This is a genomic window from Micromonospora sp. WMMC415, assembly GCF_009707425.1.
Taxonomy (GTDB): Bacteria; Actinomycetota; Actinomycetes; order Mycobacteriales; family Micromonosporaceae; genus Micromonospora.
The window spans coordinates 2,897,556-2,917,327 of sequence record NZ_CP046104.1 but is presented as its reverse complement, the minus strand read 5'-3'; the positions used below and the strand labels follow the sequence as shown (position 1 = coordinate 2,917,327).

Genomic DNA, 19,772 nt, shown 5'->3' with positions numbered 1-19,772 from the left:
GACGACTGTGACAACCTCGGTCGTAACCCGGATCTTCCCGAACGGTCCTTACTGACTATTCTCCGCGCCCCGCGAGGTCGCGCAGCCGGCGGGTCTGCGCCTCCCGCTCCGCCCGCTGCTGGTCGGCGTGTGACCTACCGGCGGCACCGGCGAGCAGCGCCTTGATCTCCACGACCGCGTCCCGGTTGCCGGCGAGCAGCCCGGCGGTCAGGTCCCGGACGGCACCGTCCAGCTCGGCGGTCGGCACCACCAGGGTGGCCAGGCCGATCCGCTCGGCCTCGGCGGCGTCCATCCGCCGGCCGGTCGCGCAGATCTCCAGCGCGCGCGAATATCCCACCAACTCGACCAGGCGTTTGGTGCCGGCGAGGTCCGGGACCAGGCCCAGCGTCACCTCGGCCATGGAGAGCTTGACGTCCTCGGCGAGCACGCGCAGGTCGCAGGCGAGCGCCAGCTGGAAACCGGCGCCGATCGCGTGCCCCTGCACCGCCGCCACCGAGATCAGATCGGGTCGATGCAGCCAGGTGAAACCGGCCTGGAACTCGGCGATCCGGTCCGCGCACTCCTGCTCGGGCAGGGTGGACAGCTCGGCGAACGAGCCCGGCCCGGTCGCACCGGCCACCGACAGGTCGAGGCCGGCGGAGAACGCCCGGCCCTCGCCGCGTACGACCACGACGCGCACGTCGCCGGGCAGGTCCCGGGAGAAGTCGCTCATCGCGCGCCACATCGCCGGGGTCTGGGCGTTGAGCACGTCGGGCCGACACAACGTGACCGTGGCGATCGGCCCGTCGCATTCCAGCCGTACCCCGGTCGCCTCGGGGGTCACCGGGCGGCCCGGGGCGCGGCGCTGATGGACGACGCTGGTGGGCGGGTCACGCCTTCTTGCGACGCCGGGCGCCGCCGCGCTGCCGCAGCTGCACCCCGGACTCCGTGAGCACCCGGTGGATGAACCCGTAGGAACGGCCGGTCGAGGCCGCGAGCGCGCGGATGCTCTCCCCCGAGGTGTACCGCTTGACCAGGTCCTTGGCGAGCGTCTGACGCTCGGCTCCGACGATCCGGCGACCCTTCTCAGTGCTGGTGGCTGTGCCAGTGGCTGCCATGCTGTGTCCTCACGTCCCAGACTGTGCGGTTCGGATACGGTCCCACCTATTAGACCGCCTCGAACGATCATGCGCCAGATATCAACTATTCGCCAACCGACACGCTATGCGATGTCAGGTTCCCGATAGGGTGACCCCGCGGCCCCGGGGCCACCGGCCCGGCCGGTCGGCCCGGCGCCGATACGGCAGGCGGCGGAGCGGCCACGGACGCCGTACCCTCCCTGGCGTGTTCGATCTCCTCGGCAGCGCGGCGGGCGCGGCGGTCGTGTTCGCCGCCACCGACGTCGACGACATCGTCATCCTGACGCTGTTCTTCGTCGCCGCCCGCACCACCGGGCGACCCCGGCCCGGACAGATCGTCGCCGGGCAGTACCTCGGCATCGGGGCGCTCGCTCTGGCCAGCGCGGTGGTGGCGGCCGGGCTGCTCGTGGTGCCTGACCCGTGGACCGGCCTGCTCGGCCTGCTGCCCGTCGCGCTCGGCGTCCGGGCGCTGCTCGACCGGGACGACGACGAGGCGCCCGACGTGGTCGGCGGGACGCTCGGCGTGGCCGGGGTGACCATCGCCAACGGTGCCGACAACGTGGCCGTCTACGTACCGGTGTTCCGGGCGCTGGGCCCCGCCGACAGCGCCGTCTTCCTGCTGATCTTCGTGGTGCTCATCGCCCTGTGGTGCGCCGCCGGGGCCTGGCTGGGCGGTCACCCCCGGGTGATCCGGCTGGTCGAGCGCACCGGGCGTTGGCTCGTCCCGGCGGTCCTCGTCGCCATCGGCGTGGCCATCCTGGCCACCTCCGGCGTCGTCGGCCACCTACTCGACCTGGCCGGCTGACCCGCCGCCGGCGTCGGCGGGCGACGTCGGCGGCGCGGCGGGCGACGTCGGCGGCGCGGTCAGGCCAGCTCGACCAATTCGAGGAGGTCGTCGCTCCAGGCGTCCTCGTCGCCGTCGGGCAGCAGGATCGCCCGGTCCGGCTTGAGCGCCGTCACCGCGCCGGGGTCGTGCGTGACCAGCACGATCGCCCCCGGGTAGCGCGCGATGGCGTCGAGCACCTGCTCCCGGCTGACCGGGTCCAGGTTGTTCGTCGGCTCGTCGAGCAGCAGCACGTTCGCGCCGGAGCAGACCAGGGTGGCCAGCGCCAGCCGGGTCTTCTCGCCGCCGGACAGCACCCCGGCCGGCTTGTCCACGTCCTCGCCGGAGAAGAGGAACGCACCGAGGATCTTGCGCAGGTCGGTGTCGCTCTGCTCGGAGGCGGCGCTCCGCATGTGCTCCAGGATGGTCCGGTCCACGTCCAGCGTCTCGTGCTCCTGGGCGTAGTAGCCCAGCCGCAGGCCGTGGCCCGCGTGCACGTCGCCGGTGTCCGGCTCCAGCAGGCCACCCAGCATCCGCAGCAGCGTGGTCTTGCCGGCGCCGTTGAGCCCGAGGATGGCCACGCGCGAGCCCCGGTCCACCGCCACGTTCACGTCGGTGAAGATCTCCAACGACCCGTACGACTTCGACAGGCCGGTCGCGGTCAGCGGGGTCTTGCCGCAGGGGGCCGGCGTCGGGAAGCGCACCTTCGCCACCCTGTCGGCGACGCGTACCTCGTCCAGGCCGGACAGCAGGCGCTCGGCGCGGCGGGCCATGTTCTGCGCGGCCACCGTCTTGGTCGCCTTGGCCCGCATCTTGTCGGCCTGCGCCATCAGGGCGCCGGCCTTCTTCTCGGCGTTGGCCCGCTCCCGGCGGCGGCGCCGCTCGTCGGTCTCCCGCGCCTCCAGGTACGCCTTCCAGCCCAGGTTGTAGACGTCCACCACGGACCGGGTGGCGTCCAGGAACCAGACCTTGTTGACCACGGCCTCCAGCAGCGAGGCGTCGTGGGAGATCACGATGAGGCCGCCCTTGTGGTTGGCGAGGAACCCGCGCAGCCAGGTGATCGAGTCGGCGTCCAGGTGGTTGGTCGGCTCGTCGAGCAGCAGGATGCCGCCGCCGTTCTCGCCCGCGTCGCGGAAGAGGATCCGCGCCAGCTCGATGCGGCGGCGCTGGCCGCCGGAGAGGGTGCCGATGGTCTGCGCGAGGGCCCGGTCGGGCAGGCCCAGGTTGGCGCAGATGCGGGCGGCCTCGGCCTCGGCCGCGTACCCGCCGAGCGAGGCGAACTGGTCCTCCAGCGCGCCGTAGCGGCGGACCAGCTTCTCGTCGTCGGCGCCTTCGGCGAGCTTCGCCTCCAGCTCCTTCATCTGGGTCATCAGCACGTCCAGGCCGCGGGCGGAGAGCACCCGGTCCCGCCCGGTGACCTCCAGGTCGCCGGTACGCGGGTCCTGCGGCAGGTAGCCGATGTTGCTGCGCCGGTCGATCTGCCCGGCGTACGGCTGGCCCTCGCCGGCCAGGACCTTCAGCGTGGTGGTCTTGCCGGCACCGTTGCGGCCGACCAGGCCGATGCGGTCGCCGGGCTGCACCCGCAGCGTGGTGTCGGACAGCAGGATCCGGGCGCCGGCGCGGAGCTCCAGGCCGGTGGCAGTGATCATGTCGGAGGACTCGCTCTCGGGGTCTGGAAGGGCTGACTCAGGGCACGCGAGAGCGCCGGCGGGCGGGAGACCCGTCGGCGCGGGGCGGTTCAGCCTTCGCAGAGCAGCACGCGGCAAGTGTACCGGGCGTCGCCGGATCACCCCGCCGGATTACCGCCCAAGATCATCGGGTACGGGAACGGACGTCCGGACCCGGTCCGGTACCGCAACCACCACACGGAATCAGACGGTGATCGGGGTAGACATGGAGCTGAACGAGAACGCGCGGATCGACACCAGCCAGGTGGACGACCGGCGAGGGTCCGGCGGCGGCGGTGGCGTCGGCGGGATCCCCATCCCGATCGGGGGCGGGCGGGGCGGCATCGTCGGCATCGTCATCGCGGTGCTGGTCGCCCTCGTCGGCGGCGGCTTCGGCCTGAACGCGGCCACCAACGGCGGCGGCGAGCAGGGCGACAACACCTCCCTGGAGCAGAAGTGCTCGGCGGACGACGCCCTCCAGCAGCTGGACTGCCGCAACACCCTGTACGTCAACTCGATCCAGGCGTACTGGCGGACCGCCCTGCCGCAGGCGTTCGGCGAGCAGTACCGCGCCACCGACACGGTCTTCTTCAGCCAGGCCGTCAACACCGCCTGCGGGCAGGCCGACTCGGGGGTGGGACCGTTCTACTGCCCCGCCGACGCGCAGGTGTACATCGACCTGACCTTCTACCGGGTGCTCGCCGAGCAGCTCGGCGCCGAGGGCGAGTTCGCCCAGCCGTACGTGCTGGCCCACGAGTACGGCCACCACGTGCAGAACCTGCTCGGCACCAACGAGCAGGTGCGGCGCCAGCAGCAGCGCGACCCGGACAACGCCAACGCGCTGTCGGTGAAGCTGGAGCTCCAGGCCGACTGCTACGCCGGGGCGTGGGCGCGCAACGCCACCGGCACCGCCGACGAGAGCGGGCAGAAGATCTTCAAGAGCATCAGCGAGCAGGACATCGCCCAGGCCATCGACACCGCGGAGAAGATCGGCGACGACGCCATCTCGGAGCGGGCGAACCGGCCGGTGAACCCGGAGGAGTTCACCCACGGCTCGTCCGAGCAACGCCGCGAGTGGTTCACGAAGGGCTACGAAACCGGCGACCCGAAGTCCTGCGACACCTTCGGCGGCAGCCGATAACCCGATCGGAACCGGACCCCGGCAGGGTGGGACCACCACCTCGCCGGGGTTCCGTCGTACCGGGATCAGCCGAGCCGCGACACCTGGTAGTGGCCGATGAACCAGGCGTCGCCGATCCGCCGCACGATCACGCCGAGGTGAACCGACACCACCGGCCGGTCGGTGAAGCCGAAGTCGACACTCAGGTAGCCGAGGACGAGGTCGTCGGCGAGCCGCCGGGTCTCCCGGATGTCGTACGCGGCGGTCAGGCCGAGGGGCTGGGCGGCGTAGTACTCGGCGACGCCGTCCCGCCCGACCGTGTACGGCTGCAGGCCTTGGAAGATCGCGTCCTCGGTGAAGCACGACGCGACCCGTTCGGGGTCGTGGGCGTCGACGGCGGATTTCCACCGGTCGAGGACGGTCCGCAGAATCTGGGCCTCGCTGCTGGTCACGCTCTTCTCCTCCGGTGGGCGGTTGGGCCGCGCGGGCGGATCGGGACGGTGGTCGGAGCGGGCGGCACCGTCGCGGCCGGGGTCAGCGAGCGCGGTCCGGTGCCTCGTCGTGGATCCGGATCCGGACCGCGCGGGCGGCGACGGTCGCGTCGACCAGCACCGCGTGCCGGGGCTCGGGTACGTCGAGCAGCCGGTCCGCGCGTAGTGCCGCGAGCGGAGCCAGCCGCCGGTCGGAAAGCACGCCGTCCACCGTCCGCCGGTCGCCGCCGCAGACCAGGGCGGTCAGCGTCGCCGCCTCGGGCAGCAGCAGCCGTACGGCCAGGTCGACCGCATCGCCCAGGGCCGCCTTCGCCTGGTTGTCCCGGCGCCGGGCGAACCGCTGCTGCGACCAGCCCCCCGCGGCCGTGCGCCCCTGCACGTAGCGGGTGTCCACCTTCGACACCACCAGGTCCTGCCCCACGGCGATCCCGACCGCCACCGCGCCCTTGCGGGCGAGCAGCAGACCGATCCGCCGGGGCGCGGTGGCGGCGGCCACGAAACCGGGGAGGTCCACGGCGGCGGGAGCGCCGGGCGGGGTGTGCAGCTCGGCGGTCGCACCGTCCGGGGCGGCGAGCAGCAGCCCGTACGCCTGCGGGCCGACGTCGGGCGGGCCGTGCCGGTCGGCGAAGCCGTCGACCCAACGGCCGACCCGCCGTGGGTCCACCTCGACCCACCGACCGCCACCCGCTGCGGGCCTGCTGCTCACGCACCCGAACCTACGACACCCGCCACGACCCGCCGCCCTCCTCCCCCGCGATCTTGCACTCGCTGCCCTGACGAACCGGCACGATTGCCGGAAATCGGCGACCGAAAATTGCAAGATCGCGTGACGGAGGGTTGGGGGGTGTTACCCGGACAGGAGTGTCGTGACGGCGAGTGCGGCGATGATGGCGCTGGAGGCCAGGGCGGTGAGCAGGCGGCCGCGCGGGCCCGACAGCGCGCGGCCGACCAGCGTGCCGCCGCCGGCGATCAGCAACTGCCAGCTCGCCGACGCCAGGAACGCCCCGAGCACGAACGCGCCCGCGACGGTCAGGTCGGGGTCGGCGGCGTCCCGCCGGCCGAGGACGAGCGCCGCGAAGTAGACCACGGTCGCCGGGTTGAGCAGGGTCAGCGCGAGCACCCCGGTGAACGCCCGGGACGGGCTGTCCAGGCCGCGGCGTGGGGCGCCGGTCGCTGTACCGGTCGCCGGCCGGAGCGCCCGCCAGGCGGTGTACGCGGCGAGACCGAGCAGCACCAGGGCGGCGAGCAGGCGCAGCGGGTTGGCGACGGGGGCGATGACGGCGGCGAGAGCCGCTCCGCCGAGGGCGGCGACAGCGGCGTACAGGCCGTCGGCGGTGGCGACGCCGAGCGCGGCGGCGGCACCCACCCGGAACGAGGTCCGTGCGGCGAGCCCCATGATGAGGACGGCGATGGCGCCGACCGGGATCGCGACGCCGTATCCGGCGACCAGCCCGGCCAGGAACGCCCCGGTCACGACGGTCGGGGGCGGGTCGAGCCGGACCCGGGCACGGTCCGCTGTCGACGCGCGGTGCTGGCCGCGCGGACAGGAACCTGCAACGGGTACGTCTCGATCACGCGGTCATCCTGCGCCACCCCGAACCCGCGGTCCACCGATTTCCCGCCCGGGCTCGGCTTGATCCACTCGCCTTCATGGAGATCGGGGTGTCCCGCGCACGCCGACACCCCGACTTCAGGCAAGCCGAGTGGATCTTTGTCGCACCAGCCCCGGATTAGCCTCGGGCGCGGCACCCTGGCGAGTGTCGCGCCCGATTCAGGACCGGTGCGAAACCGGTCAGACGTTGAAGCCGAGGGAGCGGAGCTGGTCGCGACCCTCGTCGGTGATCTTGTCGGGGCCCCACGGCGGCAGCCAGACCCAGTTGATCCGGATGTCCTTGACCAGGCCGCCGCCGGGCCCGGTGGTCAGCGCCGACCGGGCCTGGTCCTCGATGACGTCGGTCAGCGGGCAGGCCGCCGAGGTGAGCGTCATGTCCAGGGTGGCGACGTTCTCGTCGTCGACGTGGACGCCGTACACCAGACCCAGGTCGACCACGTTGATGCCCAGCTCCGGGTCGACGACGTCCTTCATCGCCTCCTCGATGTCGGCGACGGCGGCCTTGCCGCCGCCGGTCGCCGGCGTCGCCGCGGTGGCGGTTTCCTCGCTGCTCATGCCTTCACCTCCGTCGGGCTGACGCCCACACCGGCGCGTGCCGCGGCGTCCTTGAACGCCATCCACGGCAGCAGCGCGCACTTGACCCGGGCGGGGTAACGGGCCACGCCCGCGAACGCGACCCCGTCGCCGAGCACGTCCTCGTCCGGCGTGACCTGGCCACGCCCGGACATCAACTCCACGAACGCCTCGTGCACCACGGCCGCCTCACCGGCCTTCCGGCCGGCCAGCAGCTCGTGCAGCACACTCGCCGAGGCCTGGCTGATCGAGCAGCCCAAGCCCTCGTACGAGACGTCGTGCAGCACCTCGCCGTCGGTGGCCACCCGGACGGTGACCTCGTCGCCGCAGGTCGGGTTGACGTGGTGCGCCTCGGCGACGGTCGCCGCCGGGTGGTCCGCGTCGCGCAGGCCGCGGCCGTGCGGGTGCTTGTAGTGGTCCAGGATGATCTCCTGGTAGAGCTGGTCGAGCTGCATCAGTCGAACACCTTCCGCACCTGCTCCAGGCCCGCCACCAGGGCGTCGATCTCCTCCGTGGTGGTGTAGAGGTAGAACGACGCCCGGGTCGTGGCCGGCACCCCGAACCGGGTGCAGACCGGGCGGGCGCAGTGGTGGCCCACCCGCACCTGCACGCCGAGCGAGTCGAGGACCTGGCCGACGTCGTGCGGGTGGATGTCGCCGAGCGCGAACGAGATCGTGCCGCCCCGGCCGACCGGCACCGTCGGGCCGAAGATCCGCAGCCCCGGGACGGTCGCCAGGGCGTCCAGCGCGTACGCGGTCAGCTGCTTCTCGTGCCACTGGATGGCCCGCATGCCGATGCCGGACAGGTAGTCCACCGCCGCGCCGAGCGCCACCGCCTCGGCGATCGGCGGGGTGCCCGCCTCGAACCGCGCCGGCGGCGCGGCGAAGGTCGACCCCGACATCGCCACGGTCTCGATCATCGAGCCACCGCCGAGCACCGGCGGCATCGCCGCGAGCAGCTCCGAGCGGCCCCACAGCACGCCGATGCCGGTCGGGCCGCACATCTTGTGCCCGGTGAAGACGATGAAGTCCGCGTCGTGGTCGACCACGTCCACCGGCATGTGCGGCACCGACTGCGAGCAGTCGAGCAGCAGCAGCGCACCCACCTCGCGGACCCGCGCGGTGATCCGCGAGGTGGCGTTGACGGTGCCGAGGATGTTGGACATGTGCACCAGCGAGACGATCTTCGTCCGCTCGGTGACCAGGTCCTCCAGGCCCGACTCGTCGAGGCGGCCCTGGTCGGTGACCGGGAACCAGCGCAGGGTCGCGCCGGTGCGCTCGCACAGCAGCTGCCAGGGGACGATGTTCGAGTGGTGCTCCATCTCGGAGATCACCACCTCGTCACCCGGGCCCAGCCGGAAGCGCGGGTCGGCGTCCGGACGCAGCGAGGCGTTCGAGAACGCGTACGCCACGATGTTGATCGCCTCGGTGGAGTTCTTGGTGAACACCACCTCGTCCACGCTCGGGGCGTTGATGAAGGCGGCCACCTTGGCCCGCGCGCCCTCGTACGCCTCGGTCGCCTCGGTGCCCAGCGTGTGCACCGAACGCGACACGTTGGCGTTGTGCCGCTCGTAGTGCTCGCGCAGCACGTCGAGCACCTGGCGCGGCTTGTGCGAGGTGTTCGCGCTGTCCAGGTAGACCAGCGGGTGCCCGTTGACCTCCCGGTCGAGGATCGGGAAGTCGGCGCGGACCGCGGCGACGTCGTAGCGCGGCACGTCGTCGTACTGCGGCATGCCCGACGGGATCGCGATGGAGGTCATCGTCCTGACCGGCCCTTCCTGGTCAGGCCCGCGCCGACCCGGCCCCGGCGACGTACCGCTCGTAGCCCTCTTCCTCGAGCTTGTCGGCCAGCTCCGGGCCGCCCTCCTCGACGATCCGGCCGGCGACGAACACGTGCACGAAGTCCGGCTTGATGTAGCGCAGGATCCGCGTGTAGTGGGTGATCAGCAGCAGGCCGGTGTCACCGGTGTCGCGCACCCGGTTGACGCCCTGGCTGACCACGCGCAGCGCGTCCACGTCGAGGCCGGAGTCGGTCTCGTCGAGGATCGCCATCTTCGGCTTGAGCAGCTCCAGCTGCACGATCTCGTGCCGCTTCTTCTCACCGCCGGAGAAGCCCTCGTTGACGTTGCGCTGGGCGAACGCCGGGTCCATCTGGAGGCGCTCCATGGCGCCGCGCAGCTCGCCGCCCCAGGTGCGCAGCTTCGGCGCCTCGCCGTCGATCGCGGTCTTGGCGGTGCGCAGGAAGTTCGCCACCGAGACCCCGGGGACCTCGACCGGGTACTGCATGGCCAGGAAGAGGCCGGCGCGGGCCCGCTCGTCGACGGACATCTCCAGGACGTCCTCGCCGTCGAGGGTCACCGAGCCGCCGGTGATCTCGTACTTCGGGTGCCCGGCGATCGAGTACGCCAGGGTCGACTTGCCGGAGCCGTTCGGACCCATGATGGCGTGGGTCTCCCCCGACTTCACGGTCAGGTTGACGCCGTGCAGGATCGGCTTGAGCTCACCCTCGGGCAGCTTCACCGACACCTGCAGGTCGCGGATCTCCAGGGTGCTCATTATCGGGTCACTCCATTGCTCGGCGTCAGGTCGACGTAGATGTCACCGTCGCGGATCTCGACGGGGTAGACGGGTACGGGTTCGGTGGCGGGCAGCCCGGTCGGCTCGCCGGTCCGCAGGTCGAAACGCGAGCCGTGCAGCCAGCATTCCAGCGTGCAGCCCTCCACCTCCCCCTCGGAGAGGGCGACGGCGGCGTGCGAGCACTCGTCGTACACGGCGTAGAACTCGCCGTCCTCGCCGTGGACCAGCGCGATCTGCGTGCCGTCGACGTCGGCGCTGATCGCGGTGCCCTTCGGCACGTCCTCGGTGGAGCAGATGCGGATCATCAGGCGCCGGCCTTCGCCAGCCGGGCCTCGATCGCCTCGCCGAGGCGCTCGCGCAGGGAGTCCACCGGGATCTTGTTCAGCAGCTCGGCGAAGAAGCCGCGGACCACCAGGCGGCGGGCCTCGGCCTCCGGGATGCCCCGGGCCATCAGGTAGAACAGCTGCTCGTCGTCGAAGCGGCCGGTCGCGCTCGCGTGGCCGGCGCCGGCGATCTCGCCGGTCTCGATCTCCAGATTGGGTACGGAATCCGCCCGCGCGCCGTCGGTGAGCAGCAGGTTCCGGTTGATCTCGTACGTGTCGGTGCCGGTCGCCTCGGCGCGGATCAGCACGTCGCCGACCCAGACCGTGCGGGCGCTGTCGCCCTGCAGCGCGCCCCGGTAGCCCACGTAGCTGCGGCAGTCCGGCACGCTGTGGTCGACCAGCTGCCGGTGCTCCAGGTGCTGGCCCGAGTCGGCGAAGTACACGCCGTACAGCTCGGCCTCGCCGCCACGCTCGGTGTACTCGACGGTGGTGTACTGGCGGACCAGGTCACCACCGAGGGTCACCTGGACGTGCAGCACGCGCGCGTCCCGGCCCAGCTTGACCTTGAGGTGCTGCGCCTGCACCGCGTCGTCGGCCCAGTCGGACACGGTGACCAGGGTGAGCTTCGCGCCGTCGGCCACGGAGACCTCGACGTTGTCGGCGAGGGTCGCCGAACCGACGTGCTCCAGCACCAGGACCGCCTCGGCGAACCGGCCCACCTCCACGAAGGTGTGCCCGTAGGCCAGGGCGTCGGCGCCCTGGCCGACCACCCGCACGGTCACCGGCTCGGCCACCACGGCCTCGCGGGCGACCTGCACCAGCAGCGCACCGACCGCACCGCCGTACGCGAGGGCGCTGATCCGGTCGACCGGGGTCAGCACGCTGCCGACCCGGGGGTCGTCCGAGCCGATCCGCTCGACGGTGACGCCGGCCGGCAGGTCGCCGTACTCGTGCCCGACCGTGCCGGTCGCGGCCTGTACCCCGCCCGACAGGCCGCGCAGCCGCTTGAGCGGGGTGAAGCGCCACTCCTCCTCCAGGCCGGTGAGGGCCGGGAAGTCGGCGACGTCGTACGAGCGGAGCGCCTGCGACTTGGTGCTGGGCGGCGCGGAAGCCTGGGTAGTCATCTCTTCCTTGGTTGTTCTGCGACGACGGTGTCATTGATCGGAGGGCGGGCCGGGGTTCGCCCGGCCCGGCCCGACGGGTCGGCGTTCGCGGTCGGCGTCAGCCGACCGCGCCCTCCATCTGCAGCTCGATCAGGCGGTTGAGCTCCAGCGCGTACTCCATCGGGAGTTCCTTGGCGATCGGCTCGATGAAGCCGCGGACGATCATCGCCATCGCCTCGTCCTCGCTGAGGCCCCGGCTCATCAGGTAGAAGAGCTGGTCCTCGCTGACCTTGGAGACGGTCGCCTCGTGCCCCATCGACACGTCGTCCTCGCGGATGTCGACGTACGGGTAGGTGTCCGAGCGGGAGATGGTGTCGACCAGCAGCGCGTCGCACTTCACGGTGCTCCTGCTGCTGTGCGAACCCTCCAGCACCTGGACCAGGCCCCGGTACGAGGTGCGGCCGCCGCCCCGGGCGATCGACTTGGAGACGATGGTGCTGCTGGTGTGCGGCGCGGCGTGCACCATCTTGGCGCCGGCGTCCTGGTGCTGGCCCTCGCCCGCCATGGCCACCGAGAGCACCTCGCCCTTGGCGTGCTCGCCGGTCATGTAGACCGCCGGGTACTTCATGGTGACCTTGGAACCGATGTTGCCGTCGATCCACTCCATGGTGGCGCCCTCGTGGCAGACGGCGCGCTTGGTGACCAGGTTGTAGACGTTGTTCGACCAGTTCTGGATGGTCGTGTAGCGGCAGCGGGCGTTCTTCTTGACGATGATCTCCACCACGGCGCTGTGCAGCGAGTCCGAGGAGTAGATGGGCGCGGTGCAGCCCTCGACGTAGTGCACGTACGCGCCCTCGTCGACGATGATCAGCGTCCGCTCGAACTGGCCCATGTTCTCCGTGTTGATCCGGAAGTAGGCCTGCAGCGGGATCTCCACGTGCACGCCCTTCGGCACGTAGATGAACGAGCCACCGGACCACACGGAGGTGTTCAGGGCGGCGAACTTGTTGTCGCCGACCGGGATCACCGTGCCGAAGTACTCCTTGAAGAGGTCCTCGTGCTCCTTGAGGGCGGTGTCGGTGTCGAGGAAGACGACGCCCTGCTCCTCCAGGTCCTCACGGATCTTGTGGTAGACGACCTCGGACTCGTACTGCGCCGCGACACCGGCGACGAGGCGCTGCTTCTCCGCCTCGGGGATGCCCAGCTTGTCGTAGGTGTTCTTGATGTCCTCGGGCAGGTCCTCCCAGCTGGTGGCCTGCTTCTCCGTGGACCGCACGAAGTACTTGATGTTGTCGAAGTCGATCCCGGTGAGGTCGGCGCCCCAGGCCGGCATCGGCTTGCGGTCGAACAGCCGCAGGCCCTTCAGGCGCAGGTCGAGCATCCAGGCCGGCTCGTTCTTCTTGGCCGAGATGTCCCGCACCACCGCCTCGCTGAGACCGCGCTGGGCGATCGCCCCGGCGACGTCGGGGTCGGCCCAGCCGTACTCGTAGTTGCCCAGGGCGGCGAGCTGCTCCTCCTGGGTCAGGGGCTGGACGATCTGCTCGGTCATCTATCTGTCCTCACAGTGGTGACGGTCTTACCGGACTGGGCACGCCCCGGCTGGGCCGGGATGTGCGTGGTGCACACCCCGTCGCCGTGCGCGATGGTGGCCAGGCGCTGCACGTGGGTGCCGACCAGACGGGAGATCACCGCGGTCTCGGCCTCGCACAGCTGGGGAAACTCGGCGGCCACGTGCGCCACCGGGCAGTGGTGCTGGCACAGCTGGCCGCCCGAGGCGATCGTGGACGCGTTGGCAGCGTAGCCCTCGGCGGTCAGCGCTCCGGCGAGCGCCTCCGCCCGCGCGAGGGGGTCGTCGCCGGCGTCCTCCATGGCGGCCCGGCACCGGGCCTCCAGGGCGGCCACCTGGTCGGCGGCGAACGCCTCCACCGCCTCCGGCCCACCGTTACGGGCGATCCAGCGCAGCGCGGCGGTCGCCATGTTGTCGTAGTGGTGGGTGCCGCAGCGGATCCGGGCGGCGTCGGTGAGCAGGAAGACCTTGGCGGGTCGGCCCCGGCCCCGGTGACCGCGTACCGCCTGCTCACGGGCGACCACGTCGCCTTCGGCGAGCATCGCGTCGAGGTGCCGGCGGATGGCGGCCGGGCTGAGCCCGAGCGCGTCGCCGAGCTGGGCGGCGGTCGTGGCACCCCGCTCCAGCAGCAGCTGGGTGACCCGGTCCCGGGTCGAGAGATCGGACGCGGCAGACTGACCGGCGGCCGGTACGGGCGCCGGCCGGTGCCCGGAGACCCCCGCCGCGTTTTTCACAACGCCAACGTTACGTAATTCGTCAGGGGCCCGCAAACCCGGGGTCGGTGATCCGAACCACCGCACCGGCGGAGTCACCCGATCGGGTTCCACTACGGTGCGTAGGATTTGCGCCGTGACTCCTGCCGTCCGGTTCCCGGTCTCCACCACCCTGCTGCGCCGTCTGGCGTTCGCCAACATCGTCGCGAACGTCGCGATCGTCGTCACCGGCGGGGCGGTCCGGCTGACCGCGTCCGGCCTGGGCTGCCCCACGTGGCCCCGGTGCACCGACGAGTCGTACATCACGACGCCCGAGATGGGCGTGCACGGGGTGATCGAGTTCGGCAACCGCCTGCTCACCTTCGTCCTGGTGCTGATCGCCGGTGCCACGCTGCTGGCCGCGTGGGCACACCGCCCCCGCCGGCGCAGCGTGGTGCTGCTGGCCGTGGCGGTGGTGCTGGGCATCGCGGCGCAGGCGGTGATCGGCGGGATCACGGTGCGGATGCAACTGCACCCCTCGATCGTCGGCATCCACTTCGTGGTCTCCATGGTGCTGCTGCTGGCCGCCTACGCCCTCTGGCGCCGCATCGACGAACCGGACGGCCCGACGCACCCCCTGGTCCCGGCGCCGCTCCGGACGCTGGTGCAGATCGTTGTCGCGGTCAGCGCGGCGGTGATCGTCGTCGGCGTGGCGGTGACCGGCAGCGGGCCGCACGCCGGTGACGCCGACGCGGTGCGCAACGGGCTGAACCCCGAGACGATCTCCCAGGTGCACGCCGACCTGGTGTTCCTCCTCGTCGGCCTGAGCCTGGCGCTGTGGCTGGCGCTGCGGGCGGTCGGCGGGCCGGCGAGCGCCATCCGCGCCGCCCGCGTGCTGCTCGTCATCGAGCTGGCTCAGGGGATCGTCGGCTTTGTCCAGTACTTCACGGATCTGCCGGTGCTTCTCGTCGGCGCGCACATGCTCGGGTCCTGCCTGGTGTGGCTCGCCACCCTGTCGGTCCTCTGGTCGACCCGCGAACGCCGCCCGACCGCCCCCACCGGCACCACGCCCGCCACCGAGATACCGGTCGCAGTCCACGCCTGACGATCGCTGCTGTGGTGAGGGGACAACGTCGGGGAAGATGTCCCCTCGCTGCCGCTTGAGACAGCAACTTCCCCGAAGTTGCCGCGCCCCGCGCCCGCAGGTGGCGCGGGCGTCAGGTGCGGCTGGTGAGGTGGGTGAGGATGGCATCGGCGAGGCGCTCGGGGGCGCCGTCGGCGTACGCCAGGAAGAGGGACGGCTCGGTGAGCTCCAGCTCGACCAGGACCGGGCTGCCGTCGGCGCCCGGGATCAGGTCGACGCGGGCGTAGAGCAGCCGGTCGGGGCCGCCCGGCACCGCCGCGAGGGTCTTCTCGGCCACCGCCAGCTGCTCCGCCGTGGCGGTGCGGGCGGTGATCGCCTCGGGCTTGTAGAGGCCGTCGACGCCCAGGTCGGGACCGCTCAGCATCGCACCCTTGCGGATCGCGTGGCTGTAGGTGAGGCCGCCCGGGCCGGCGACGAACAGCAGCGCGGTCTCGCCGGCGGTGTCGACCGCCGAGAGGTACGGCTGGACCATGGTGACCCGCCCGGCCGCGCCGAGCCGCCGTACGTGCTCCCGGGCGAGGTCGCGGTGCCCGGGGTCGGCCAGGTCGTACCGGCCGGTGTCCTGGCTGCCGGCGCTGACCGAGGGCTTGAGCACGTACTCGCCGTGCTCGCCCGGCGGTTCCCACTCCTCGCCGGGGGTGACCCACGCGGTGGGGACGGTCGGCACCCCGGCGGCGGAGAGCTCGTCGAGGTACCGCTTGTCGGTGTTCCAGGCGACGATCTCCGCCGGGTTCGCCAGGGCCGGCACGGCCGCCGCCCAGGCGACGAACTCGTCGCGGCGGGGCATGTAGTCCCAGGGCGAACGGAGCACCGCCAGGTCGTAGGCGGCCCAGTCGACGGCGGGGTCGTCCCAGACGACCGGGTCGGCGCTGACGCCCCGGGCGGCGAGGGGAGCGACGACGAGACGGTCGTCGTCCTCCAGGTCGGGCAGGGCGGCGCAGGTGACGAGAGCGACCCGGGGTTCCCCCCGGGTCGACTGGTGGTGGTTGGTCAATTTATGTCAACGGGCCATCGTGCGCCGGGCCATCGACCGCCAGAGGTCGTTGCTCGGACGCATCTGGTCCATCAGTTCACGCTCCCAGGCGTTCTCGACGGTGACTCCCGCCTTGGCGCACGCCTGCCGCGCGACGACGGTGTCGTCCGCGAACTGGTCGCCCCAGGCCCCGTCGGAGCCGACGAGGACGATGCGTGCGCCGCGCTTGCCGACGTACTCGATGACCGCCTTCGCCCCGCCGTGTCCGGCGGCGAACGACTTGATCCCGGCAACCAGGCCGTTGGGAGCCTGGTCGTTGGCGGTCTGTTCAGCCGTCAGCGTCGTATCGGAACCATCTGCCATGACGCGAAGCCTAAGCAGACTCGCACCCATGCGGGCGAGTTCCGTGAACCTTTTGTGATGCCAATTACCCCGAGGTTTAAGGAAGACCACAGGTGATTCGACCGGTTTTATCCCGTAATTTCCTCACGAATGGGTGGCGCCAAAGTTGCATAGACATGAACGTGAAAGACGGACCCGAGGGTGTGAGGAAATTACTATCTACCAAATGAAAAGCCGGACAACTCATCCATGAGGATGACTTGTCCGGACTGTTCGGGAGTGGATCAGATCAACGCGTCGAGCGCGACCGCCGCGAACACGATGGTCAGGTACGTCGTCGACCAGTGGAACAGCCGCATCGGCTTGACCGCCTCGCCCCGGCTCGCCCGGCGCGCCAGCTTGTGCGCCTCCACCAGGAAGATCGCGCCCACCACCAGGGTCGGCACGCCGTAGACGGCGCTCATCCCGAGCGGCCAGACCGCCAGCGAGGTGAGCACGGTCAGCCAGGCGAAGACCAGGATCTCGGCGTTGACCCGGCGGGTGGACGCCACCACCGGCAGCATCGGGATGCCGGCTCGCGCGTAGTCGTCCTTGTACTTCATGGCGAGCGGGTAGAAGTGCGGCATCTGCCAGAAGAAGACCACCGCGAACAGCGCCCACGCGGCGGGCGCCAGCGAACCGGTCACCGCCGCCCAGCCGATCAGCACCGGCGCGGCCCCGCACGCGCCGCCCCAGAAGGTGTTCGCCGCGGTCGTGCGCTTGAGCCAGGCGGTGTAGACGAGGTCGTAGTAGACGATCGCCGCCAGGGTGAGGCCGGCCGCCAGGAGGTTGGTGAACGCCGCCATCAGCGCCACCGACACCACGGCCAGCACCAGGCCGAAGACCAGCGCGTTGCGCGGCGTCACGGTGTGCGCCGGCAGCGGGCGACGCTTGGTCCGCCGCATGAGCTGGTCGATGTCCCGGTCGATGTAGCAGTTGAGGACGCTGGCCGCGCCGGCGGCGAGCGACCCGCCGACCAGCACCACGGCGACCAGCCACAGCGAGGGCATGCCGCCGTGCGCGAGCATCATCGCGGGCACGGTGGTGACCAGCAGCAACTCGACGATCCGGGGCTTGGTCAACGCCACATACGCCGCGACGACCGCCCGCACGTCCCGCCGCGAGGTGGCCTCGTCGGCCGGCACCGTGCGCACCGGCTGCCCGGCAGGGTTGCTGACGGGGCGCTCGGTGATCATGCTCACGGATTGCCACCTTCCGGCGTCGGCTGGGGAGGTCGGGATCGGCGCGACCCGGCTCGGGGTCCACACACCGCCCCACACACTACGCGCTGTCGTTTTGGCAGCCCGGGCGACCCGGCAACGGTGCGGGGCGTCACACCCTCGATCGAACGTGCAACCGCGCGGAGACGTACAGAACAGCATGCAGAGATCCCTGGGCGGACGTTTAGGACCGCTCGATAGGGTCACCAGTGAGGGTTCCGCCCATCTGCCGAGGAGCACAACCATCGTGGCTGCCAACCGACCCGAGCACCCCGCACTGAACTGGTCCGACCTCGACCGCCGGGCCGTCGACACGGTCCGCGTGCTGGCCATGGACGCCGTGGAGAAATCCGGCAACGGTCACCCCGGCACCGCGATGAGCCTCGCGCCCGCGGCCTACCTGCTCTTCAACCGGGTCATGCGGCACAACCCCGCGGACCCGACCTGGCCGGGCCGGGACCGGTTCGTGCTTTCGGCCGGCCACTCCAGCCTCACCCTCTACATCCAGCTCTTCCTCTCCGGTTACCCGCTGGGCCTGGAGGACCTGAAGTCGCTGCGGCAGTGGGGTTCGCTGACCCCGGGCCACCCGGAGCACGGGCACACCCCGGGCGTGGAGACCACGACCGGCCCGCTCGGGCAGGGCGTCGGCAACGCGGTCGGCATGGCGATGGCGGCCCGCCGGGAGCGTGGCCTGTTCGACCCGGAGGCCGAGCCGGGCGCCTCGGTCTTCGACCACGACATCTGGTGCATCGCCTCCGACGGCGACATCGAGGAGGGCATCTCCCACGAGGCGAGCGCGCTCGCCGGGCACCAGCAGCTGGGCAACCTCTGCCTGATCTACGACGACAACGAGATCTCGATCGAGGACGACACCCGCATCGCCAAGAGCGAGGACGTCGCGGCCCGTTACGAGGCGTACGGCTGGCACGTCCAGACGGTGGACTGGCGCCGCGGCGACGCCGACCAGGGCGACTACCACGAGGACGTGGAGGCCCTGTACCGGGCGCTGCTGGCCGCCAAGGCGGAGACCGGCCGCCCCTCCTTCATCGCGCTGCGGACCATCATCGGCTGGCCCGCCCCCAACAAGCAGAACACCGGCAAGATCCACGGCTCGGCGCTCGGCGCCGACGAGGTCGCCGCCACCAAGCAGATCCTCGGCTTCGACCCGCAGAACACCTTCGAGGTCGACGAGGAGGTCCTCAAGCACGCGCGGCAGGTGATGGAGCGCGGTGCGGAGGCACAGCGCTCCTGGACCGACGCCTTCGGAACCTGGGCGCAGGGCAACCCCGAGCGCAGGGCGCTCTGGGACCGGCTGGCCACCCGTACGCTGCCGCAGGGCTGGACGGACGCGCTGCCGGAGTTCCCCGCCGACGCCAAGGGCATCGCCACCCGCGCCGCGTCCGGCAAGGTGCTCGAGGCGCTCGCGCCGGTGCTGCCGGAGCTGTGGGGCGGCTCCGCCGACCTGGCCGAGAGCAACAACACCACCATGAAGGGCGAGCCGTCGTTCGTCCCGGCCGTGCACGCGACCAAGGACTTCCCCGGCCACGAGTACGGCCGCACGCTGCACTTCGGCATCCGCGAGCACGCGATGGGCGCGATCCTCAACGGCATCGCCCTGCACGGCGGCACCCGCCCGTACGGCGGCACGTTCCTCGTCTTCAGCGACTACATGCGCCCCTCCGTCCGGCTCGCGGCGCTGATGAAGCTGCCGGTGATCTACGTCTGGACGCACGACTCGATCGGCCTCGGCGAGGACGGCCCGACCCACCAGCCGGTGGAGCACCTGACCGCGCTGCGGGCCATCCCCGGCCTGGACGTGGTCCGCCCGGCCGACGCGAACGAGACCGCGTGGGCCTGGCGGCGGGCCCTCGAGCACACCGACCGGCCGACCGCGCTGGCGCTCAGCCGCCAGGCGCTGCCGACCGTCGACCGGTCGACCCTCGCGGGCGCCGAGGGTGTGGCGAAGGGCGGGTACGTACTGGCCGAGGCGTCCACCGGCAAGCCGCAGGTGATCATCGTCGGCACCGGGTCGGAGGTGCAGCTCTGCCTCACCGCCCGGGAGCGGCTGGAGGCCGACGGCACCCCCACCCGCGTGGTGTCGATGCCGTGCCAGGAGTGGTTCGCCGAGCAGGACGAGGCGTACCGCGAGTCGGTCCTGCCGCGGAGCGTGCGGGCGCGGGTCAGCGTGGAGGCGGGTGTCGCGATGTCGTGGCGCGCGATCGTCGGCGACTGCGGCGAGACCGTCAGCCTGGAGCACTACGGGGCGAGCGCCCCGCACTCGGTGCTCTTCGAGCAGTTCGGGTTCACCCCCGACCGGATCGTGGCCGCCGCGCACGCGGCGCTGACCCGCGTCGGTGACATCACTGGTTTCACCACCGGCAACTGAGGG

At 71.6% G+C, this 19,772-nt stretch carries 21 protein-coding genes; 4 read left to right on the top strand and 17 right to left on the bottom strand.

The genetic code is table 11. The features are described from left to right. Positions 1 to 55 precede the first annotated feature (55 nt). Both GKC29_RS14025 and GKC29_RS14020 read right to left on the bottom strand, forming a co-directional pair. Positions 56 to 823: an enoyl-CoA hydratase/isomerase family protein gene (locus GKC29_RS14025; protein ID WP_155331256.1), complete on the bottom strand. Its 768-nt coding sequence runs from the start codon at positions 821 to 823 to the stop codon at positions 56 to 58. A 46-nt stretch (positions 824 to 869) separates the two neighbouring features. Continuing rightward, entirely contained in the window at positions 870 to 1,097 is a 228-nt protein-coding gene (locus tag GKC29_RS14020; RefSeq protein ID WP_007462679.1) for a helix-turn-helix domain-containing protein, read from the bottom strand. A 226-nt stretch (positions 1,098 to 1,323) separates the two neighbouring features. Between GKC29_RS14020 and GKC29_RS14015 the strand changes: the two genes are divergently transcribed. Then, on the top strand, positions 1,324 to 1,923 hold the full coding sequence (locus tag GKC29_RS14015) for a cadmium resistance transporter (RefSeq protein WP_230689029.1): 600 nt from the start codon (positions 1,324 to 1,326) through the stop codon (positions 1,921 to 1,923). 59 nt (positions 1,924 to 1,982) lie between these two features. On the opposite strand, the gene GKC29_RS14010 is transcribed toward GKC29_RS14015, so the two are convergent. Further along, entirely contained in the window at positions 1,983 to 3,590 is a 1,608-nt protein-coding gene (locus GKC29_RS14010; protein ID WP_155331254.1) for an ABC-F family ATP-binding cassette domain-containing protein, read from the bottom strand. Between the two features lie 244 nt (positions 3,591 to 3,834). Between GKC29_RS14010 and GKC29_RS14005 the strand changes: the two genes are divergently transcribed. Beyond that, complete coding sequence (locus GKC29_RS14005; protein ID WP_155331253.1) at positions 3,835 to 4,749, top strand: neutral zinc metallopeptidase; 915 nt, start codon at positions 3,835 to 3,837, stop codon at positions 4,747 to 4,749. 65 nt (positions 4,750 to 4,814) lie between these two features. On the opposite strand, the gene GKC29_RS14000 is transcribed toward GKC29_RS14005, so the two are convergent. The 11 genes from GKC29_RS14000 to GKC29_RS13950 all read right to left on the bottom strand — a co-directional run bounded on the left by GKC29_RS14000 (position 4,815) and on the right by GKC29_RS13950 (position 13,707). Further along, on the bottom strand, positions 4,815 to 5,180 hold the full coding sequence (locus GKC29_RS14000; RefSeq protein WP_155331252.1) for an SgcJ/EcaC family oxidoreductase: 366 nt from the start codon (positions 5,178 to 5,180) through the stop codon (positions 4,815 to 4,817). A gap of 82 nt (positions 5,181 to 5,262) precedes the next feature. After that, complete coding sequence (locus tag GKC29_RS13995; protein WP_155331251.1) at positions 5,263 to 5,925, bottom strand: acVLRF1 family peptidyl-tRNA hydrolase; 663 nt, start codon at positions 5,923 to 5,925, stop codon at positions 5,263 to 5,265. A 141-nt stretch (positions 5,926 to 6,066) separates the two neighbouring features. Next, positions 6,067 to 6,693: a LysE family transporter gene (locus GKC29_RS13990; protein WP_155331250.1), complete on the bottom strand. Its 627-nt coding sequence runs from the start codon at positions 6,691 to 6,693 to the stop codon at positions 6,067 to 6,069. 318 nt (positions 6,694 to 7,011) lie between these two features. Next, positions 7,012 to 7,386, bottom strand: a complete 375-nt coding sequence (locus tag GKC29_RS13985; RefSeq protein WP_155331249.1) for a metal-sulfur cluster assembly factor — start codon at positions 7,384 to 7,386, stop codon at positions 7,012 to 7,014. Beyond that, positions 7,383 to 7,859, bottom strand: a complete 477-nt coding sequence (gene sufU, locus GKC29_RS13980) for a Fe-S cluster assembly sulfur transfer protein SufU (protein ID WP_155331248.1) — start codon at positions 7,857 to 7,859, stop codon at positions 7,383 to 7,385. The genes GKC29_RS13985 and sufU overlap by 4 nt, the downstream gene beginning before the upstream one ends. Beyond that, complete coding sequence (locus GKC29_RS13975; RefSeq protein WP_155331247.1) at positions 7,859 to 9,163, bottom strand: cysteine desulfurase; 1,305 nt, start codon at positions 9,161 to 9,163, stop codon at positions 7,859 to 7,861. Before GKC29_RS13975 ends, sufU begins: the two co-directional genes overlap by 1 nt. A gap of 22 nt (positions 9,164 to 9,185) precedes the next feature. Beyond that, the gene (gene sufC / locus GKC29_RS13970; RefSeq protein WP_155331246.1) at positions 9,186 to 9,959 is read right to left on the bottom strand and encodes a Fe-S cluster assembly ATPase SufC; all 774 of its coding nucleotides are present in this window, start codon (positions 9,957 to 9,959) and stop codon (positions 9,186 to 9,188) included. Then, the gene (locus tag GKC29_RS13965) at positions 9,959 to 10,285 is read right to left on the bottom strand and encodes a non-heme iron oxygenase ferredoxin subunit (RefSeq protein WP_155331245.1); all 327 of its coding nucleotides are present in this window, start codon (positions 10,283 to 10,285) and stop codon (positions 9,959 to 9,961) included. The genes sufC and GKC29_RS13965 overlap by 1 nt, the downstream gene beginning before the upstream one ends. Beyond that, positions 10,285 to 11,427: a Fe-S cluster assembly protein SufD gene (gene sufD, locus GKC29_RS13960; RefSeq protein WP_155331244.1), complete on the bottom strand. Its 1,143-nt coding sequence runs from the start codon at positions 11,425 to 11,427 to the stop codon at positions 10,285 to 10,287. The genes GKC29_RS13965 and sufD overlap by 1 nt, the downstream gene beginning before the upstream one ends. A 97-nt stretch (positions 11,428 to 11,524) precedes the next feature. Beyond that, complete coding sequence (gene sufB / locus GKC29_RS13955; protein ID WP_155331243.1) at positions 11,525 to 12,955, bottom strand: Fe-S cluster assembly protein SufB; 1,431 nt, start codon at positions 12,953 to 12,955, stop codon at positions 11,525 to 11,527. Continuing rightward, the gene (locus tag GKC29_RS13950) at positions 12,952 to 13,707 is read right to left on the bottom strand and encodes a metalloregulator ArsR/SmtB family transcription factor (protein ID WP_155331242.1); all 756 of its coding nucleotides are present in this window, start codon (positions 13,705 to 13,707) and stop codon (positions 12,952 to 12,954) included. The genes sufB and GKC29_RS13950 overlap by 4 nt, the downstream gene beginning before the upstream one ends. 97 nt (positions 13,708 to 13,804) lie before the next feature. Between GKC29_RS13950 and GKC29_RS13945 the strand changes: the two genes are divergently transcribed. Continuing rightward, positions 13,805 to 14,770 (top strand): heme A synthase, encoded by a 966-nt coding sequence (locus GKC29_RS13945; protein ID WP_196255869.1) that lies wholly within the window; start codon positions 13,805 to 13,807, stop codon positions 14,768 to 14,770. Positions 14,771 to 14,882: 112 nt separating this feature from the next. Here the strand turns inward: GKC29_RS13945 and GKC29_RS13940 are convergent, their stop codons facing one another. From GKC29_RS13940 to GKC29_RS13930, 3 genes are all read right to left on the bottom strand, one after another. Then, positions 14,883 to 15,803 (bottom strand): RimK family alpha-L-glutamate ligase, encoded by a 921-nt coding sequence (locus GKC29_RS13940; RefSeq protein ID WP_155331240.1) that lies wholly within the window; start codon positions 15,801 to 15,803, stop codon positions 14,883 to 14,885. A gap of 6 nt (positions 15,804 to 15,809) precedes the next feature. Further along, positions 15,810 to 16,145, bottom strand: coding sequence for a hypothetical protein (locus tag GKC29_RS13935; protein ID WP_155331239.1), 336 nt, complete (start codon positions 16,143 to 16,145; stop codon positions 15,810 to 15,812). A 263-nt stretch (positions 16,146 to 16,408) separates the two neighbouring features. After that, positions 16,409 to 17,365 (bottom strand): heme o synthase, encoded by a 957-nt coding sequence (locus tag GKC29_RS13930; RefSeq protein WP_155331238.1) that lies wholly within the window; start codon positions 17,363 to 17,365, stop codon positions 16,409 to 16,411. Between the two features lie 265 nt (positions 17,366 to 17,630). On the opposite strand from GKC29_RS13930, the gene tkt reads away from it, so the two are divergent. Continuing rightward, a complete protein-coding gene (tkt, locus tag GKC29_RS13925) occupies positions 17,631 to 19,769 on the top strand; it encodes a transketolase (RefSeq protein ID WP_155331237.1) in 2,139 nt (712 codons plus the stop codon). Positions 19,770 to 19,772: the final 3 nt, after the last annotated feature.

What these genes read in the sequence shown, in the direction of transcription:
- GKC29_RS13935 (WP_155331239.1), bottom strand. Translation starts at nt 16,145, where the DNA reads ATGGCAGATGGTTCCGATACGACGCTGACGGCTGAACAGACCGCCAAC.
- GKC29_RS14005 (WP_155331253.1), top strand. Translation starts at nt 3,835, where the DNA reads ATGGAGCTGAACGAGAACGCGCGGATCGACACCAGCCAGGTGGACGAC.
- GKC29_RS14010 (WP_155331254.1), bottom strand. Translation starts at nt 3,590, where the DNA reads ATGATCACTGCCACCGGCCTGGAGCTCCGCGCCGGCGCCCGGATCCTG.
- GKC29_RS14020 (WP_007462679.1), bottom strand. Translation starts at nt 1,097, where the DNA reads ATGGCAGCCACTGGCACAGCCACCAGCACTGAGAAGGGTCGCCGGATC.
- GKC29_RS13965 (WP_155331245.1), bottom strand. Translation starts at nt 10,285, where the DNA reads ATGATCCGCATCTGCTCCACCGAGGACGTGCCGAAGGGCACCGCGATC.
- sufB (WP_155331243.1), bottom strand. Translation starts at nt 12,955, where the DNA reads ATGACCGAGCAGATCGTCCAGCCCCTGACCCAGGAGGAGCAGCTCGCC.
- sufC (WP_155331246.1), bottom strand. Translation starts at nt 9,959, where the DNA reads ATGAGCACCCTGGAGATCCGCGACCTGCAGGTGTCGGTGAAGCTGCCC.
- GKC29_RS13975 (WP_155331247.1), bottom strand. Translation starts at nt 9,163, where the DNA reads ATGACCTCCATCGCGATCCCGTCGGGCATGCCGCAGTACGACGACGTG.
- sufU (WP_155331248.1), bottom strand. Translation starts at nt 7,859, where the DNA reads ATGCAGCTCGACCAGCTCTACCAGGAGATCATCCTGGACCACTACAAG.
- GKC29_RS13985 (WP_155331249.1), bottom strand. Translation starts at nt 7,386, where the DNA reads ATGAGCAGCGAGGAAACCGCCACCGCGGCGACGCCGGCGACCGGCGGC.
- sufD (WP_155331244.1), bottom strand. Translation starts at nt 11,427, where the DNA reads ATGACTACCCAGGCTTCCGCGCCGCCCAGCACCAAGTCGCAGGCGCTC.